Source organism: Lentzea sp. NPDC059081 (genome assembly GCF_042738015.1).
Taxonomy (GTDB): domain Bacteria; phylum Actinomycetota; class Actinomycetes; order Mycobacteriales; family Pseudonocardiaceae; genus Lentzea.
Genome location: NZ_JBHYGW010000012.1, coordinates 35,832 through 54,193 on the forward strand (window position 1 = coordinate 35,832; position 18,362 = coordinate 54,193).

The following is an 18,362-nucleotide window of genomic DNA, read 5'->3' on the forward strand; positions in this document are numbered from 1 at the left end:
TCTCATGCGGTTCACCAAAGTCACGGTCGCTGCCCTCGGCCTGCTCGGCGCGGCGCTGATCGGCACCGCCGCTCCGGCCGGTGCGGCGAGCGGGGAAGCGTTCAGCCCGAACGTCGAGGTCGCGCAGCCGTGGCTCGACGACACGGCCACCGCGCCCGCCGCCGACGGCGACATCACCATCCAGCAGACGGCGGCCGGCGCCGTCAAGTGGATGTCCGACCGCCGCGGCAGCACGGCGTACGAGGGCTACTGCGAGCGTGCCGTCCGCCTGGCGTGGGACCGCACGACGCACCACGCGTCGGCGATCGAGCACTGGCGGTCCTCGGACGGCGCCCGCCACACCACGGGCACGCCGCCCAAGGGCGCGTTCGTCTTCTGGAACATCAGCCAGTACGGCCACGTGGGCGTCGCGGACGGCAACGGCGGTTTCTGGTCGACCAGCATCGGCGGCAAGATCGGCCACGCCGGCTCGACCGGCTACTTCAGCAACTACCTCGGCTGGAAGCCCGGCAACAGCAACTGATCCCGTGACTCCGCCGCGCGGGCGAGTGCGCGCCGCGCGGCGGGTTCGCCTTCCCGGTTCCCGGTGCGGCGGTAGGTGTCGAGTGCCTGCCGCAGGAGGTCGTGCGCCTCCCGAGGCAGGCCGTTCGAGATCAACGCCTCGCCCAGCTCGACCTGGGCGAACGCCGTGCACCGCTCGTCGGTGAGGTCCATCAGGATCGCCACGGCCCGGCGCGCGCTGACCAGCTCCTGCTCGTGTTCGCCGGTGCTGCGGTAGAGCGCGGAAAGCCGCACCAGCACGAGGGCCTCGCGGTGGGCGTCACCGAGGTCGGCGGCGAGCTGCCGGGCGTTCGTGAGCCACGTCCGCGCCTCCTCCGGTCTGCCGAGGGAGCCGTGCACCGCGCCGATCGACGCCCGCACGTGAGCGACGGAATGCTGATCGCCCGCGCGCTCCAGCAACCGCAGGCCTTCGGCGTAGAACTCCATCGAGCGCTCGTACTCCGCCCGCAGCCGGTACACCACGCCGATGCCCGCCAGAGAGATGCCCTGGCCGCGGTCGTCGCGCAGCGAGCGGTACAGCTCTTGTGCCGCAAGCAGTCCCTGCTCGGCCTCCGCGAACTCGCTGCGGTAGATGTGCACCTGGGAGATCCCGCGCAGCAACGCCGCCTCGCCCGCCGTGTTGCCGGCCGCGCGAACACCCCGCAACGCCCGCGCGTGGGTGCGCGCCCAGTCCTCGTAGTGGCTGTGCAGGTCGAAGAACGGCACGCAGGCCGCCGCGAGCTGCCACGCCACGTCGTCGAGTCCCGCGTCCGCCGCGAGGTCGACCGCGCCGCACAGCGTGCGCCGTTCCGCCTCGAACCACGCGACGGGCTCGGCGAGCAGGTGGTCCGGTGCCGCGACCGGGGTGACGTCGGCGATGGTGGTGCCGAACGTGACGGGCAACCGTCGTGCGGCTGTGAGCGCGAGCCACAGCCACGCGCGCAACGTCCGTTCGAGCGCGGCCCGGCCGTCCGGCAGCGGGTGGTCGAGGGCGTGGCACCGCAACAGGTCGTGCAGCCGGTAGCGCGGCTGGCCGATGCCGTCCGCGCCGGAGGTCTCCAGCAGGTGGGCGTCGACCAGCCCGTCCACCAGGTGCTCGGTGCCCGGTTCGCCGAGCAGCGTCTCGACCACCCAGCTCGGGAAGTCGTGCGGGCCCAGCAACGCCAGCCGCGCGAACGCCTGGAACTCCCGCGGGGACAGCTGCCGGACGCTCAGGTCGAAGCTCGCCCGCACGGCCAAATCACCCGAGGTGAGCTCGCGCAACCGCGTCGACTCGTCGACCAGCCGCTCGCGCAGCACCTGCATCGACCACCCGCCGCGCCCGGCCAGCCGCGCGCCCGCCACCCGGATCGCCAGCGGCAGGTGCCCGCACGCCGCCGCGATCGCCGCCGCCTCGCCGGGCTGGGCGCTCACCCGGTCCTCGCCCGCGATGGCGGCGAGCAGGTCCGCCGCCTCCTGCGGGGAGAACGGAGACAGCTCCACCTGCAGCGCGCCGGGCAGCTCGGTCAGCCTGCGCCGGCTGGTCACCAGGACCGCGCAGCCCGCGTCGGCCGGGAGCAGGGGCTCGAGCCGGCGCACCGAGGCGGCGTCGTCGAGCACCACCAGCACCCGGCGACCGGCGAGCTTGGAGCGGAACAGCGCGGCTCGCGCGGTGACCTGCGCGGGCAGTCCGGCGCCCGTGATCCCCAAGGCGTGCAACAGTTCCGTGAGCACCTCACCCGGTTCGCGCGGGTGGTCGGAGGTGCCGCCGAGGTCGACGTGGAGCTGTCCGTCCGGGAAGTGGCCGGCGACCAGGTGCGCCACCCGGATCGCGAGCGTCGACTTGCCGACGCCGGGAGGCCCGGTCACGACCGCCGGTGCGGGGCCCTGCCGCAGTGCCGCCGTCAGCACCGCGATCTCTTGCTCACGGCCGCAGAAGTCGGACACCGCCGGCGGCAGCTGACGGAGGGGAGCCGATGCCGGTTCGTCGCGCAGCACCACGAGCTGGGCCTCGCGCAGCGCGGATCCGGGCTCCAGGCCCAGCTCGTCGGCGAGCCGCACGCGCATGTCCGAGTAGACCTGCAACGCCTCGGCACGCCGGTTGTCCTGGTGCAGGGCGAGCACGAGCTGCGCGCTCACGCTCTCCCGGTAGGGGTGCTCCGCCAGCAACGCCCGCAGCTCCGGGATCGCCTCGGCGTGCTCACCCGAGGCCACCTGCAACCCGAGCCGGAGCTCGGTCGCGCCGAGCCGGGCCTCGTCGAGCCGGGCGAGGGCGGGCGTCCACGCGTCGTGGTCCGGCAGGTCCTCGAGCGGGCGCCCGCGCCAGAGGGACTCCGCCCGCCGCAACAACCCCAGCGCCGCGCCGGGGCGCCGGCGGGCTTCCGCGACGAGCTCGTCGAACATCAGCACGTCGAGCTCGTCGGCCCCGAGCTCGAGCACGTAGCCGGTGCCGCGGGTGCGCAGCTGCTCGGCGAACAGCTGCCGCAGCCGCCAGACGTAGGTCCGGACGTTCTGCACCACCGACCGCGGCCGGGTCACCGGCCACAGTGCCTCGACCAGCTGGTCCAGCGAGACGTCCGTGTTCGCGTGCAGCGCGAGGTGCGCGAGCAGGGCCCGCTGTTTCACACCGCCGAGACTCTCCGCTCCGCCGTCCCGCCAGACCTGCAGAGGGCCCAGCACCCGCACGCTCACCCCGCTGATGGCTCCTCCGCTCCCCGGGCGTTCCTCCCTCGGACGGCGACGGCGCCCGTCGCGTTCCCGGAACCGGGCTGCCCGGCGATATTCGATCGCTGCCGCCGGCTCTTCTGCGGGAGCATGAAGAAGCCGAGTCACCGGGAGGGAGCGGAGGGTCGTGCCCAAGCCGGAAAGGCCTGTCCGCGAGAACGCCGTGCCGCTCGCCCTGCGCCTGTACGGAAAAGAGCTGCGCCGCCACGGACTCAGTTCCGCGGGAGCACTCGTGCTGCCCGCGCTGGGCGTGACGTGCCAGCTCTACCTCGCGCCACTGGCGGTGGGCGGCCTCGTCGGAGAGCTGGCGGAGGCTCGCGACACCGGCCTCGGCACCGTCCTGCCGTACGTGGTGGCCTTCGGCGGTTTCATGCTGTTGTCGGAACTGTTGTGGCGCATCGGAATCCACTGCCTCAACCGCGTGGACGGCCACGGGATCGAGAGCCTGTCCGCCGTGGCGATGGACGAGCTGCTGGGCAAGGACGCGGCGTTCTTCCACGACAACTTCGCCGGGTCGCTCACCAAGCGGGTGCTGAGCTTCGCGTTCCGCTTCGAGGACTTCGTGGACACCCTGGCGTTCAAGGTCTTCGCGAACCTCATCCCGCTCGGCTTCGCCTCCGTCGTGCTGTGGAGCTACCACCCGGTGCTCGTCGCCGTGCTGGTCGGCCTGATCCTGGTCACGGCAGGCGTGGTCGCGCCGCTCATCCGCCACCGGCAACGGCTCGTCGACCAGCGCGAGGCCGCCATCGCCGAGGTGTCCGGCCACGTCTCGGACACGCTCACGAACATGGAGACGGTGCGGGCGTTCGCCGCCGAACGGCGCGAGGGCGCGGAGCACCGGACCCGTGCCGCCAAGCAGCGAAAGCTGGCCCTGCGGTCGTGGGACTACAACAACCTGCGCATCGACACCGTGATCGCGCCGCTGTCCGTGCTCACCAACGTGCTCGGCCTCGTGGTCGCGATCGCGGTCGCCGACGGGCTCGGCGTGGAGGCGATCGTGGTGACGTTCGCCTACTTCGGGAACGCGACGCGGATCATGTTCGAGTTCAACCACATCTACCGGCAGGCCGAAAGCGCTCTCACCGAGGCGGCCCAGTTCACCGAGCTGCTGCTCGACCCGCCGACCGTGCTCGACCCCGTGCACCCGGAACCGTTGCGCGTCAAGGACTCCCGGATCCGGTTCGAGAACGTCGTGTTCGCGCACGGCGGGGGAGACCCGCTGTTCGACGGGCTCGACCTGGACATCCCCGCGGGGACCCGGATGGGGCTCGTCGGCCGCTCCGGCGGCGGCAAGACCACCCTCACCCGGTTGCTGCTGCGGCTGATGGACGTCGACCGGGGCCGCGTGCTCATCGGCGGCCAGGACATCGCCCGGCTGAGCCAGACCGACCTGCGCGGGCTCATCGGGTACGTGCCCCAGGACCCGGCGATGTTCCACCGCACGCTGCGCGAGAACATCGCGTTCGCACGGCCGGGCGCGACCGACGCCGAGATCCGCCGCGCCGCGCACGCCGCCCACGTGACGGAGTTCGCCGACGCGCTGCCCGACGGGTTCGACACGATGGTCGGCGAACGCGGCGTCAAACTGTCCGGGGGACAACGGCAACGGGTCGCGCTGGCCCGCGCCGTCCTGCGCGACGCGCCGATCCTGCTGCTCGACGAGGCGACCAGCGCGCTGGACTCCGAGAGCGAGGTGCTGGTCCAGGAGGCGTTGTGGCGGCTCATGGTGGGCCGCACCGCGATCGTCGTGGCGCACCGGCTGAGCACGGTCGTGCGGATGGACCGGCTGATCGTGCTCGACCGGGGCAGGATCGTCGAACAGGGCACCCACGCGGAGCTGCTCGACGTCGACGGGACGTACGCGAAGCTGTGGCGCCACCAGTCCGGCGGCTTCCTCGACGAGGCGGTCGGCACGCGCTGACCCGTCCCCGCGCCACTCGGTCTCAGGGCGGTGGCGCGCCGCCGCCGGTCTGTTCGAGGTCGTGGATCCACAGGGCGAGGGCGGCCTGTGCGTCGCGCAGGGTGCGTGCGGGTTCGCCGAGTCCGCGCAACGCCAGCCGCCGCTGTTCGAGCCTGGGGCTGCGGAACCGCGGGAAGGCGAGCTTGAGGCACGTGTCGATCATGTCGGAGTGGTAGTGCAGCAACTGGGCCACCCGGAACTCCAGCGACGCGCGGTCGGCGTCGCCGATGAGGTCCAGCGCCCACCCGTGCAGCCGGCAGTAGTCGGACGCGACCCGGCCGCCCTGGCGGGCCACCCGCGCCGGGACCTCGCCGGGCTGCGCGCAGGCGCCGATGATCTGCTCGGCGGCGGGCTGGAGCGCGACGGCACGGGTGGCCACCTCCAGCAGTGACCGCAGTGCGAGCAGACGCGCGGCGGCGGACTCCTTCGCACTGGGCACCACCGCGTCTGGTCGCGGGCGACGTCCCGGAATCCGCATGTGATCCACCAGCCTCGACGAGCCAGTCCGGACGCGTCCAGTATGAACCGCCACGCGGCGCGCCGCGATGCCGCGCACGGGCTATCCGTTGGTGCCCTTCATCGGGCACACTTCCCCTCTCGCCGTAGGGGTGCGGCGTCTTGGGGGAAGTGATGCGTGCTGTCGTCGCGGTCGTGCTGCTCGTGGGGGTCTACGTCCTCGGGCTGGCGGTGGTCGCCGGAATCGTGCTCGTCGCCGTGCTGTTGCTGGTCAACGGCAGGCTGATCGGCTTCGCCTGGACCGTCGTCATCGGCGGGGCGCTGGCGTTCACGGTGCTGAGCGGTCTGTTCACCATCGCGGGCAGCGCGGACGACGAGGAGCACGGCGAGCGGGTCGGCGAGGAGGACGAGCCCGAGCTGTGGGCGCTGGTTCGCAGGCTCGCCGCCGAGGTCGGCACGCCGCCGCCGGACCGCGTCTTCATCGTGCCGGAGGCGAACGCCGGGGTCTCGCAGCGCACCAGGCTGCTCGGCCTCGTCGCGACCACCCGCCGGATGTACGTGGGGGCACCGCTGCTCGCGTGCATGACCGAGCGGCAGCTGAGCGCCGTCCTCGCGCACGAGCTCGGGCACTACAGCAACCGCGACACGAGGCTGGCGGGTGTGGTGGTGACCGGACGGGTCACCTTGGACCGCATGCTCACCAAGCTGGACAACCGGTCCTGGTACCACGCGGCGGCCACCGCGATGTTCACGTTCTACGCGAAGTTCTACTTCGCGGTCAGCGCGTCCCTGGCGCGCCGGCAGGAGCTCGCCGCCGACGCGACGGCCACCCGGATCGCCGGGACCGAGGCCGCGGTGAGCGCCCTGCGGGAGATCGAGGTGGTCAAGGCCGCCTGGACGTTGTTCCACGACAGGCACTTCCGCCCGGCCTGGGACGCGGGGTTCCTGCCGACGACGATCTTCGACGCGTTCGCCGGGCTGCGCGGCTCGCCGGAGCTGCGCGCCCACCTCGACGAGATCAGGCGGAACCCGCCCGAGCGCGTGCTCAGCCACTACGACTCGCACCCGCCGCTGCGGGAGCGGATCGCCGCCGCCACCGCGATGGCCGTGCCGACCAGGGGCCCCGACCGGCCGGCCGGCGCACTGCTCGCGCACAACGGCGCGGTGATGGACAGGACCCTGGTCAGCCGCCTGGTCGAGGAGGTCGGCGTGAAGCAGCGCGTCGACTGGGCGACGTTGTCGCACACGGCGGCCCGCGCCACGCGGGTGGACCGGTCGCGGCGGCTGGTGCGGGTCGGCGGCGGCTCGCTCGGCGCCGTGCTCGACCTGCTCGACGAGGGCAGGCTGTCCTCGTTGCTCCGCACGGACGTCCGGCCCGGCAGCGGGACGTCCGCGCCGAGAGTGCGGCGCGAGTTCGCCCGCGGCCTGCTGATCGGGGAGCTGACCGCGCTCGTCGAGCTCACCCTCGCCGACCAGGGCCGGGCGCGCTGGGAGTCCGACTGGCTCGGCCTGACGACGTTCCACGGCCCCGACCTGGCCGCCGAGATCGAGCAGGCCACCGACGACAGGGGCTCGACGGAAGGTCTGCGCGCGGCGCTCGCCGGACTCCGCGTCGACCAGGCCCCGACCCGCTAGGAGAGACGACGCAGTGGTGCTCGACCCGACGAGACACGCCGATCCGGAACGCTGGGGCCTGGTCGCGGACGCGTACGTCCGCGACTTCTTCCCCGAGGAGGACCCGCAGCTGGCGCACGCCGTCACGGCCGCCTCCCGCGGGCAGTGGCAGCCGGCCGCGGCCGCGATGAAGCCCACCTGGGGCGACTGGGACCACCGCGCCCGCGTGACCCTGGCGCTGGCCCGCGAAGGCGCGCGCACGGACGAGTGGCTGACCCGCTGGCGCGACGAGCAGCCGGACCGGGACCTGGCCGTGCTCGACGCGGCCGCGTGGGTGCTGGTGGCGAAGGAGATCCTCGGCGACAGCGACGAGCAGGACCACCTGGCCGGGTTCCACCGCGTGCTGCACCGGGCCGAACGGGCGGCGCAGCACGCGGCCGAGCTCGCCCCGCAGGACCCGACGCCGTGGTGGACGCTGGTCCAGGTCGCCGGCGGTCTCTCGTTCGACCAGGCGCGCTTCGCCGAGATCTGGCACGAGCTCCTCGGCCGCGCCCCGCGGCACCGGGCCGCCCACGAGGCAGCCCTGGAGTACTGGGCGGGGCAGTCGGCCGCCGTGATGCTCGACTTCGCGGCGAACGCGGGCCCCGGGCTGGTCCTGCGGGCGGCGTTCCTGCTGGAGGACGACGATCCGCTCATCTGGCGCACGGACCTCGTGACCGGTGCGATGGAGCGGCTCCTCGCGGAGGACGAGCTCTCGAACGAGGACCGCGGCCACCTGGTCCTCGCGCTGTACGACCACAACCGCTTCGCCGAGGCGATCGAGCAGTTCCGTGCTCTGGGCAACCGGGCGGACGGCGCACCGTGGAGCCGTTTCGAGGACCCGAGGGGCACGTTCCTGGAGTACCGCGCGAACTCGTGCAGGAAGGCAGCGCTCAAGCACTAGTCCGGCACGGCTTCGATTTCGGGCAACAGGTCATTCGCCCGCTGGTCAGGACGGGCCGCCGGGCTGATGTGAAAACGGCAGCGCCACCCGGTGAACGCCAGGTGACGCCGTGGCATCCCCGAAAAGATCCAATTGAGATCTCCTGGCCAGGTGCGAAGTGCGGATATGAAAAATTCTCAGAACTAAGCGCGCGCTTGCCGGCGGAAGCCGCTTCGCTGCCCGATCGGGCACTTCGAACGGTGAAAATGACCGTGTCGCGAGTGTTCGCCGAACGAGTGCACAGGTGGCGGCGAATCCGCGCCGGAAAGGTAGGTTAACAATGTTTCGCGTCTCGTTTGGTTGGTTGCCGAAATCTTGACGACCGTGCTAGCCTCCGTCAAGTAATTCATTTCGCCGGATGCGGTCAATTCAAATTCGAAATTGAACGTCAAGAACTCGGCGGTATTCCTTTTCTCGTGCCGGCGTGCGTTGCCGTGGTTCCGCCGCGGCACGGCCGCGCGCCCGCGGGAAGAGCGGACGCGGTCACCGTCCGGAGCTCCGGGTGGGCCGGGAGAGTGCGAGCCCTGTGGCGATGTCCGTGGACGTGCTGCGGCCCGACGCCGTCCTCCTCGACGCGACAGCGGCCGACGCGGACGACGCCGTCGCCCGGTGCGGGCAGGTGCTGACGCGGATCGGCGCGGTGGAGGCGCCCTACGTCACGGCGATGCTCGCCAGGGAACGCGCGGTGTCCACCGTCGTCGGGCGGGGAGTCGCTCTTCCGCACGGCGTCGGCCCGGCGCGGCAGCACGTGCTCAGGACGGCGGTGGCCGTGGTGAGGTTCCCGGCCGGGGTCGACTGGCGGGGCGACCGGGTCACGGTGTGCGCGGCGCTCGCCTGCCGCGAGGACGAGCCCGTCGAGCTGATCTCGCTCGTGACCCGGCTGGTGCTGGACGAACAGCAGGTCGCCGCACTGCACGCGGCGACCGACCCGGTCCAGGTGGTGGATCTCCTGCGCACCGGCCTGGCGAGGCTGGCCGACCCCGCGCCGCTGCCCCCGGTCCCGGCCGCCGCGCGCCGTTCGGCGTCGGCCTGGGCGTGGCTCGCCCACCCGCCGGTGCCGGTGCCCGGCGGTCAGGTGCCGTACTCGCCGGTGAGCACCGCCGAGGCGAGCTTGGCCCTCGACCGGTAGCCGGTGCGCTGGAACAGCCTGGTCAGCCTGCCCTCCACGGTCTTCTCGCTCGTGTCCAGCACCGCGGCCAGCTCGCGGTTGCTCAGGCCGTCCGTGACCAGCGTGGCGAGCAGCCGCTCGTTCTCCGCCACCGTGGTCTCCCGCCGCGGCACCACGGTCTTGCGTTCGCGCATGATGTTGCGCAACCGCGCCCGCATCAGCAGGGCGTCTAGCTCGCCGAACAGCTCGTAGGCCTCGAGCAGCAACGCGTCGTCGACGAGCCGGTGGTACGACAGGTCGACGATCGTCGTCGCCAGCTCGTAGGGCTGACCGCGGCGCCTCGCCAGCCGGACGGCCTCGGCGGCGGTCACGGGGTCACGTCGTGTCACGGCACTCGCGACGAGCTCGCACAGCCGGGCGCGGCCGGTCCCGATCAGGGCCGCGATCCGGCTGACCTCGGCGGCGCAGCGGGCGGCCTCGGCCTGGTCGTCCTCCAGCGCGGCCCAGCCGGTGAGCCGCAGCCACAGCTCGTCGGTGCCGATCACGACACCGCTGCCGGTGGCGCCGGCGAGCCCGTCGACGACCACCCGCCGGGCCCGCTCACGGCTGGCCATCACCAGTTCCAGGTCGGCGGCCGGGATGGCCAGCAGGTGGGGGAGCACGGGGTGCTGTGCGCGGGCGCCCTCCAGCAACGAGCGGGCCTGGGCGAGCCGGCCGCGGCTGATCAGGATCGTGCTGGTCTCCCTGGTCATCAGGGTGAGCGCCGGCGGATATCCCACCGCGGACCCGGTGGTGAAGCTCATCCGCGCCCCGTCCAGCGCCGCGTCCCACTGCCCGGCCAGGCTGTCGGTGACGACCCGGTCGGGGGTGGACCGGTGGCTCGCGGGGATCTCGTACGAGCTCAGCAGGTGCCGTGCCCGGTCCAGCTCGCCGAACGCGCTCAGGATGCGGATGAGACCGGACAGCATCTCGAACCGCGCACGGGGGACGTGCCACAGCGGCCAGCTGGTCGGGTCCGCCACGACCTGGTCGAACTCCTCGGTGCGGCCGAGGAACGCGGCCACGGTGTGGCTGTAGATGAGGGCGAGCCCGACGACGGTGCCGTCGTTGCGCCACAACGGCTGGGTGGGCCGCAGCAGCTCGTCCGCGTCCTTCCACCGGTCCAGGTGGCACAGCGCGGCGAAGCGGGTGAGCAGGCGGTGGCTGGTGCTGCCGGGCAACGACTCCCAGTCCCGGTCGGCGATGGCGCGCAACGCCTCCACGTCCGCGGAGCCGGCCAGCGCGATGACGTAGACCATCTGGAGTTCCAGCAGGGCCTCGGGCGCGATCAGGTCGGCGTACCCGGACAGCACGGCCTCGCTGCTGTCCACCGCGTCGGCGAACCGCTGGTGGATGCAGCACGCCGACGCGTGCAGGGACAACGCCCTGGCGCGCTGGGACGGGACGACGACGCGTTCGACGGCCGCGCGCAGCCAGCGTTCCGAGAGGTAGCCGTTGTTCAGCATCGCGGCGGCGCCGCGGGAGAGCAGCTCGGCGCCGGACCGCTGGGCGTCCACGAACCGGCCGGCGTCGACCAGCTGCTCGGCGAGGTAGTCGTCCTCGGCCTCGGCCTCGCCCTCCCAGATCGCGGTCACGGCGACCTGGGCCAGCCGGCGGCGTTCGTAGGGACCGAGGTGCGCGGCCAGCGCGGTGGCCATCAACGGGAGGCGGAACCGCCAGTGCCCCTTCGCCCGCGCGTGCCGGACGACTCCTCTGAGCCGCAACGAGTCCAGTGCCGTGCGCACCTCGCCCTCGCTGATCCCCAGCGCCCGCGCGGCCAGCTTCGGCGCGGCACGGCCGAGCGGGTGCAGCACGACCAGCGCCTTGGCCACCGGCCACTCGGCGGAGCCCGGCCCGACCAGGGGCTCGGCCGACGCCGGGGTCCCGGTCAGGCGCAACGGGTGGTCCGGTTCCGTGAGGTAGGCGTACCGGTCGAGCACCCGCAGCCGGTCGGCGTCCCGGTAGGCCGACAGCGCGGCCAGCACGGCACCGGGCACACCCCGGCCCGTCTCCCGCAGGCGATCGGCGAGCGAGTCCGACGGACGCGCCTGCAGCTCGTTGGTGATGAGGCTGCGGACCGCCGGCCAGGACAGCGGACGCAGCGGGAGGACGGTGACCAGCGCGGCGTCGAGCGCGAGGTGCGGCGCGGGTCCCGTCCGCGGCGACCGGACCGTGCCGACGACCTTGACCGACGTGGCGGTGAGCTTGGCCAGCAACGGGAACAGCGACTCCTGCGACTCGGCGTCGGCCCACTGGAGGTCGTCGACCAGCACCACGAGCTGCCGGCCGCTGGTGCGCGCGGCGGCCAGCACGCTGGCGAGCAGACCGGTGATGGCCGCAGACGGCTGCTGGACGGCCACGGCGGTCCGCGGCTTGTCCCCGGTGCGCAGCGGCGCGCCGAGCTCCGTTGCCAGCCGGGCGGCCAGCGAGAAGGCGCGGTCCCGTTCCGCCGGGGTCACCCGCAGCGCCAGGGTGGGGACGCCGCGAGCGGTGAGCTCGTCGTGGACGGCGGCCAGCAAGGCGCTGCGGCCGATGCCCGCCGGTCCGCTGACGAGGACCAGGGGAGGGGAGGCCGGTGTGGTGACGGCGCCGACGACGCGCGTCACGACCTCGTCGCGCTCGACGAGCTCCCGGCGTCCACCGTCGTCCGGTGGGTTCATCGCCTACGGCCGCACACGAGTCCTCGGGGATCCACCGATCTTCTGTCCAGCACCACCTGGTCGAGCGTCATGCCGTCCCACACCGTTGAGCCGTGCCCGCGATAGGTCACGAGAGCGAGTATTGCGGTGATCGTCGAAAGTTGTCGAGGTGGTCACCGCACTAGGCTTTCGCCTGTGCTCCAGTCGTCACGTGGCAGGGGCCGCCGCGTTCGGACACCCGGTCCGCGCGCGGTTCGCGGAGAAGGGCGACCGGAGTGAACCGAAGCCGTGCCAAGCTCAGGGGCAGGGGCCGGGACATCGCCGAGCTCCGCGTCGCGCTGGCGGTCGAGTCCGGCTGCCTGGTCGTCGTGCGGGGCCCGGCCGGGATCGGCCGGTCGGCCGTCCTCGACGCCACGGCCAGGGAGCTGCGCGCGAACGGCGTGCGGGTGCTGCGGTTGCGGTGGGCGCCCGGCGGCGACCGCGAGCCGGAGGACCCCTTCGGGATCGCACCGCTCGTGCGGGCCGTGCGCGGGGAGTTCGAGGAGCTCGGCGACCGGCGGCTCGCCGACTCGCTCGGCGCGCTCGTCCGGATCCGCGACCGGGCGGAGCAGGACGGCTCCGGCTGGGCACCGCAGCTGGTCGCCGAGCTGAGCGCGGTGTTCGGCCACGTCGCCGAACGCGGTCGCACCGCTGTCGTGCTCGACGACGTGCACGTGCTCGCCGAGCCCACGCCGCTGCTGGCCGCGGCCCGCGACGCCGGCTGCCAGGTGCTGGTCTCCACGCCGGACGAGGCGGTCTGCGCCACCGGCGTCGCCGAGCTGCTGTCGGTGGCCGACCGCGTGGTGACCTTGGGGCCGCTGGCCGACGACGACGTCGCCGACCTCGTGCGCCAGGCGGCCGGCCCGACCGCGGACGACTCGGTGCCGGCGGGGCTGCGCGCGGCGCTCGGGCCGCTGTACCGCAACCCGGCCACCGTGCTCGACACCCTCGCCCACCTGAGCGCGCAAGGACTCCTCGTGGTGGTGCACGGCCGGGTCTGCCTCGGCGTGCCGCCGGCGCGCATCGGTCTGCCGGCCGGGCACCACCTGGTGCGCCGGGCCGAGGCGCAGGGGGAGCTGGGGCCCCGGCTGCTGTTCGCGGCGGCCGTCCTGGACGGGTTCACCGTCGACGAGCTGCCCGTGGTCGCCGCCGCGCTGCGGACGTCGGTCGCCGACTGCGGCCGGGTGTTCGACGCGTTGATCGAGGGCGGCGTGCTGGTGGTCGAGGCGGGCGAGCGGGTGCACGTCCGCTGCCCGGCCCTCGCGGTGGCGGCCGAGCGCCGCGGCGGGGGCTCGGAGGCCGCCTGGCTGCACGCCGGTGTCGCGGAACGGCTGCTGGCCGCGCGCCGGCGGGGCGAGTGGGTGATGCCGGCGATGCTGGCCGACCACCTCGCGAGCAGCGGCACGGCCGTGTCGCTGGAGCCCGCGCTGTGCCGGTGGCTGCTCGACCTCGCGGCCGCCGTCGAGAAGGACGAGCCGGAGTCGGCCGCGCGGTGGTGCGCCACGGCGCTGCGCCACCTGCCGCCGTCGGAGGCCGGCCACGAGGACGCGGTGCGGTCGCTGGTCGGCCTGGTGCTGCGGACCGGTGCGTACGAACTGCTGGACGAGGTGCTGAAACGGCTCGTGCCGCCCGCCGACGCGGGAGGCCGCGACACGGAGCTGTGCGCGGTGGTGGCGTTGTCCGCCCTGCACTCCGGCGGGAAACCCGCCGACGAACGGGTGCGCCGGCTGCTGGAGAAGACGCTCGCCGACGAGGGCGTGGGCACCCTCGGGCACTGGTCGGGATGGCCGCTCGCCGACCGCGAGCAGGCGCACGCGGACCTCGCCGGGGACGCGGTGCTGGCGAGGAGGATCGGCCGGCTGCGTTCCGCGCTGACCCGCGGGCCGCTGCCGTGCGGGGAGGCCTGGCAGCGCGTGGTGCTGCCGGTGCCCTCACCCGGTCTGACCCGGCTGCGTCACGCGGGTGAGCTGGCGGACGTCGGCACGGTGCTCGGCGTCCTGCTCGGTGCGGGCTACGCGCTGCCGCGGAGCGGAGTGCTCAGCGCTCACCACCGGGTGGTGCGGGGCTACCTCACCGCCGACTGGTCGGCCGCCCTGTCCGCGGCGCGGGAGCTGGAGCTCACCGGGCACCGGGACACCTTGGCGCACAACGTGTCCCGGCTGCTGGCTGCGGAGATCTGCGGTGCCCGCGGACTGGTGGACCAGGCACGCGGCTGGCTCGCCGCCGCGCCCGCGCAGCCCCGGCTCGCGACGTTGCGCGCGTGGGTGGAGACAGGCCTGCTCGTGGCGGACGGCCGGCGCCGGGAGGCGGTGGCACTGGCCGTGGAGCACTGCGCGGGACTGGGCGAGTCCGTGCCCGGCACGGGGCTGGACCGGCTGGTGCTGCGGGGCCTCGTGGTCGCGGCGGAGCCGGGCGGCACCGAGGGCGCCGCCGCTCTCCTGGCCGAGGTGGAACGCCTGCACCGCACGGGTGCCTGGGACACCACCCCGGAGGTCGTGTTCGCCGCCAGGGGACTCGTCGCCGGGGACGTCGTGTACCTCGGGGTCGCGGCGGACCTGGTGCGGCGGCGGTGGGAGCAGCCGGCGTTGCTGGAGGCGTGCCTGGCGCTCGCCCGGTTCGCCGACGACCCGCGGCCGTGGCTGGCGGAGGCGCAGGAGATCGCCTCGCGGTGCGCGGCTCCGGCGTTGGTGGAACGGGTGCGCAGACTGACCCAGGAACGTGGGGTGTCCGCGCTGCGGTCCCGCGTTCAGCGCGACGAGCTGCACCCGACCGAGCAGCGCATCATCGACCTCATCGGGGACGGGCTGACCAACCGGCAGATCGCGCTGGAGCTCAAGATCAGCGAGAAGACCGTGGAGAACCGGCTCACCCGGCTCTTCGCCCGCACCGGGTACCGGTCGCGGGTCCAGCTGGCCGCCGCCAGCCTGGACGGCCGGCTGGGGCGTGATCCCCAGGGCACGCCGAAGGTGGTCTGACCGGCGGCGCGCCGCTCCTCCGAATTCGTCGTGAATTACCGGTAAAAGCGCGCGGAATCGTTTTTCTATTGGGCTGGAACGAAGGGTCCGGGGCCGGTGCCCCTTGAGGACCAGCTCGGTCTCGCGCCCGGACAATGGGCTTCTGACGACCCTAAAGTCGATCGCATGACCGAACTCGACGTTCTGCGGATCGCGGACTCCGAGGTTGCCGCCCTGGTTCAGGCCGAGGTGGAAAGCCGGTGGCCGCACACGGCTTCCGGTGTCGACGAGCTGGTGCGCTACGGGTTGGTGCCGTTCGGCAAGATGATGGGCCCGTGGTTGCTGATCAGGTCGAGCCTCGCGGTGGGCGGTGATATCGCGTCCGTGCTGCCGGCCGCGGTCGCGGTGGAATGCATTCAGGTTGGCGCGATGATGCACGACGACATTATCGACGACGCCCCGGAACGCAGAGGAAAAGCCTCCGCCTACACGGTCTACGGCGCGCCGGCCGCGATTGTGGGCGGGGACGCGCTGTTCTTCCACGGGTTCGCGGCGCTGTCCGACTGCCTGCGCACCGGCGTGCCGGAGGCGCGGGTCGTCCGGGCGCTGGGCATGCTGGCGGAGATCGGCGTGCGGATCGGCGACGCGGCGGTGACCGAGATCCGGATGAGCCGCGCGCTGTGCTCCGTCGACGCCTATCTGAACATGATCAGGGACAAGAGCGGCGCCCTGCTCTGGATGGCCTGCGGCATCGGCGTGGCGCTGGCGGGCGGGGACGACGTCGCCGTCGAGGCGTTCCGCCGCTACTGCGACCTGCTCGGCATCGCCTACCAGATCCGCGACGACCTGATGACGTTCGACGGCACCCGCGCCGGCAAGCCGAACGTCTCCGACGTCGACAACGGCCGGCCGACCCTGCCGGTGCTGCTCGCGCACCACCACGCGTCCGCCGCGGGACGCCGCGCCATCGAGGAGCTGCTCGCGGACACCACCGCCCCGGTCGAGCAGCGGTACGCGGCCATGGCCGAGCTGGTCACCGCCAACGACGGCGTCGAGGCGGCCCGCGAGATGTCGCACGAGTACGGCCGGCGGGCCGCGACCGCACTGCTGGACCTGCCTGCCACGGAACACCGGGACGCGCTGGTCGAGCTGGCCCTGCCGGGACGGCTGGTGTGACGGCCGGGAGCGAGGTCGCGACGACCGCCGTCACCTACTCCAGGTACCTGCACCTCAAGGAGCTGCTCTCGCTCCAGCAGCCGCTCACCCCGGACACCGAGCCCGACGTGCGCGACAGCGAGCGGTTGTTCATCATCGTCCACCAGGTGTCCGAGACGCTGCTCAGCCAGGGCCTGATCGACCTGAGGCACGTCGACGAGAACCGGTGCGGCGGACGCTGCGCCGCCGGCCGGGTGGAGCGGGCGGCGAGGCTGGTCGAGACGATGGAAGGCCACCTGCACCTGTTGCGGGACACGTTGCGGCGCGAGGACTTCCTCGGTTTCCGCGACCGGCTCGGCACGGCCAGCGGCCTGCAGTCGTCCCAGTTCCACGAGCTGTTCGCGCTCACCGAGAAGCTCGTCGCCGGTCAGCAGGACGGTCGCGAGGGCGTGCGGCCGGCGTTGGACCACCTGCGCGACGCGGTCGAGGGCTGGTTGCGGGCCCACCTCGTGCTGGTGGACCACATGATCGGCGAACTGCCGGGCACCGGCGAGACCGAGGGCGCGAGGTTCCTCGACAGGAGCATGAACGCGTTCGTGTCCAGCGTGGGAGCCACCTGCCCGGTCGCCCACGACGAGCGTGGTCCGGAACCGGTGCACGAAGAGAAAACGTTCCACGACAACGGTTCCGTCATCGCCGCGGCACCGAGCCGCGCGCGGAGCACCGCGTCAGTCCTGACAGGACACCGGCCGCTGCTGGGCCGGGTCGTCGTGCTGGGCGGTGGTTTCGCCGGTCTGCTCACCGCGCACGTGCTCGCCCCGCACGCCGAGCGGGTGACCGTGCTGGAGCGCGACCACTCCGCCGACGAGGCGGTACCGCGAGCGGGTGTGCCGCAGTCCCGCCACACGCACGTGCTGCTCACCAGCGGCATCCGCGCTCTCGACGAGCTGCTGCCCGGCCTGCTCGACGACCTGAACGGCGCGGGAGCGCCCAGCCTGGCCGTGCCGGCCGAGGTCGGCGTCTGGCAGGCGGGCCAATGGGTGTCCCGCCGCAACCCGTCCCACCCGGTGCTCACGCCGTCGCGTCCGTTGCTCGAACACCGCGTCCGCCAGGCGGTGCTCGCCGGTGGCCGGATCGAGGTGGCCGGCTCGGTCGACGTGGTCGGGCTGCTCGGGGACGCGCACCGGGTCACGGGAGTGCGCACCCGCCGACGCGGCGTGCGGAACGCGCCGGTCGACGAGATCGACGCCGACCTGGTCGTGGACGCGACCGGCAGGAGCAGCCAGACCCACCGGTGGCTCGCCGAGCTGGACGCACGGCCACCGGAGGAGGAGGTCGTCGAGACCGGACGTGCCTACGCCACCTGCGAGTTCTACGCGGACGAACCGCTCGGCAACGACCTGCGCGGCTTCTACATCGTCCCGGACGCGGGGCAGCCGTTCGGCACCATCGTCCTGCCGGCCGAGAACGGCCGGTGGCTCGTCACGCTGTCCGGTCCGAAGGGTCAGGAACCGCCGACCGACGTGGCCGGGTTCGTGGACTTCGTGAGCAGGCTGCCGCACGACGCCCCGTACAAGTGGCTGAGCGGGGCGACCGCCGTCGGCCGCCCGGTCGGCTACCGGCACACCGGCAACCGCAGGCGCCGCTACGACCGCACGGCCAGGACCCAGCACGGGCTCCTGGTGGTCGGCGACGCGCTGTGCGCCCTCAACCCCGTGTACGGCCAAGGCATGTCGGTGGCCGCCCTGAACGCGGTCGCCCTGTCCGGGGTGCTGGCGAAGGCCCGCACCGCGCCCGCGGCCCACGTGCTGCAACGGGCGGTGCTGCGCTCGGCCGGCTCGGCGTGGGAGGTCGCCACCGGCGCGGACAGCCCCATGCCGGGGGTGACCGGCAACGCCGTGCGCACCGGCGTCGTGCCGCGCCTGCTCGACTGGTATCTGGAGCGGGTCCGCGAGCACGTTCCGGGGGATCCGGTGGTGTGCGGCGCTTTCAGCGAGGTGCTGTTCCTGCTCTCACCGCCGCGCAGCCTGCTCACCTCGGCCCAGGTCGTCCGGCGGTCCCTGCTGCGCCCGCCGGTCCGCACCACGACGACGCCATGACCCGCCGCCCTCCCGACCTCCGACCGAACCAGGAAGGCCACGCCATGCGCCGCGCATCCCTCCGCCAGCGGGTG

Annotated in this window: 11 protein-coding genes; 8 read left to right on the plus strand and 3 right to left on the minus strand. The window is 73.3% G+C overall.

The window, feature by feature from the left end:
- The first annotated feature begins 4 nt into the window (after positions 1 to 4).
- Complete coding sequence (locus ACFWV3_RS25345; RefSeq protein ID WP_382414299.1) at positions 5 to 523, plus strand: hypothetical protein; 519 nt, start codon at positions 5 to 7, stop codon at positions 521 to 523.
- Here ACFWV3_RS25345 and ACFWV3_RS25350 read toward each other — a convergent pair.
- On the minus strand, positions 490 to 3,210 hold the full coding sequence (locus tag ACFWV3_RS25350; protein ID WP_382414303.1) for a BTAD domain-containing putative transcriptional regulator: 2,721 nt from the start codon (positions 3,208 to 3,210) through the stop codon (positions 490 to 492). The two genes, ACFWV3_RS25345 and ACFWV3_RS25350, sit on opposite strands and share 34 nt — an antisense overlap.
- Before the next feature lie 160 nt (positions 3,211 to 3,370).
- Here ACFWV3_RS25350 and ACFWV3_RS25355 point away from each other — a divergent pair, with 160 nt between their 5' ends.
- Complete coding sequence (locus tag ACFWV3_RS25355; protein WP_382414305.1) at positions 3,371 to 5,164, plus strand: ABC transporter ATP-binding protein; 1,794 nt, start codon at positions 3,371 to 3,373, stop codon at positions 5,162 to 5,164.
- Positions 5,165 to 5,186: 22 nt separating this feature from the next.
- Here the strand turns inward: ACFWV3_RS25355 and ACFWV3_RS25360 are convergent, their stop codons facing one another.
- Positions 5,187 to 5,642, minus strand: a complete 456-nt coding sequence (locus ACFWV3_RS25360) for a hypothetical protein (protein ID WP_382414307.1) — start codon at positions 5,640 to 5,642, stop codon at positions 5,187 to 5,189.
- A 191-nt stretch (positions 5,643 to 5,833) separates the two neighbouring features.
- Here ACFWV3_RS25360 and ACFWV3_RS25365 point away from each other — a divergent pair, with 191 nt between their 5' ends.
- The 3 genes from ACFWV3_RS25365 (at position 5,834) to ACFWV3_RS25375 (ending at position 9,384) form a co-directional block, all read left to right on the plus strand.
- The gene (locus ACFWV3_RS25365; RefSeq protein ID WP_382414308.1) at positions 5,834 to 7,294 is read left to right on the plus strand and encodes a M48 family metallopeptidase; all 1,461 of its coding nucleotides are present in this window, start codon (positions 5,834 to 5,836) and stop codon (positions 7,292 to 7,294) included.
- Between the two features lie 13 nt (positions 7,295 to 7,307).
- Positions 7,308 to 8,216, plus strand: coding sequence for a DUF4034 domain-containing protein (locus ACFWV3_RS25370; RefSeq protein WP_382414310.1), 909 nt, complete (start codon positions 7,308 to 7,310; stop codon positions 8,214 to 8,216).
- A 571-nt stretch (positions 8,217 to 8,787) separates the two neighbouring features.
- Positions 8,788 to 9,384: a PTS sugar transporter subunit IIA gene (locus tag ACFWV3_RS25375; RefSeq protein WP_382414312.1), complete on the plus strand. Its 597-nt coding sequence runs from the start codon at positions 8,788 to 8,790 to the stop codon at positions 9,382 to 9,384.
- On the opposite strand, the gene ACFWV3_RS25380 is transcribed toward ACFWV3_RS25375, so the two are convergent.
- On the minus strand, positions 9,327 to 12,062 hold the full coding sequence (locus tag ACFWV3_RS25380; RefSeq protein ID WP_382414314.1) for an AAA family ATPase: 2,736 nt from the start codon (positions 12,060 to 12,062) through the stop codon (positions 9,327 to 9,329). The genes ACFWV3_RS25375 and ACFWV3_RS25380 overlap by 58 nt on opposite strands.
- A gap of 254 nt (positions 12,063 to 12,316) precedes the next feature.
- Here ACFWV3_RS25380 and ACFWV3_RS25385 point away from each other — a divergent pair, with 254 nt between their 5' ends.
- The 3 genes from ACFWV3_RS25385 to ACFWV3_RS25395 all read left to right on the plus strand — a co-directional run bounded on the left by ACFWV3_RS25385 (position 12,317) and on the right by ACFWV3_RS25395 (position 18,288).
- The gene (locus tag ACFWV3_RS25385; RefSeq protein ID WP_382414316.1) at positions 12,317 to 15,055 is read left to right on the plus strand and encodes an AAA family ATPase; all 2,739 of its coding nucleotides are present in this window, start codon (positions 12,317 to 12,319) and stop codon (positions 15,053 to 15,055) included.
- A 165-nt stretch (positions 15,056 to 15,220) separates the two neighbouring features.
- The gene (locus ACFWV3_RS25390; RefSeq protein WP_382414318.1) at positions 15,221 to 16,210 is read left to right on the plus strand and encodes a polyprenyl synthetase family protein; all 990 of its coding nucleotides are present in this window, start codon (positions 15,221 to 15,223) and stop codon (positions 16,208 to 16,210) included.
- Positions 16,207 to 18,288: a tryptophan 2,3-dioxygenase family protein gene (locus ACFWV3_RS25395; RefSeq protein WP_382414320.1), complete on the plus strand. Its 2,082-nt coding sequence runs from the start codon at positions 16,207 to 16,209 to the stop codon at positions 18,286 to 18,288. Before ACFWV3_RS25390 ends, ACFWV3_RS25395 begins: the two co-directional genes overlap by 4 nt.
- Positions 18,289 to 18,362 lie beyond the last annotated feature (74 nt).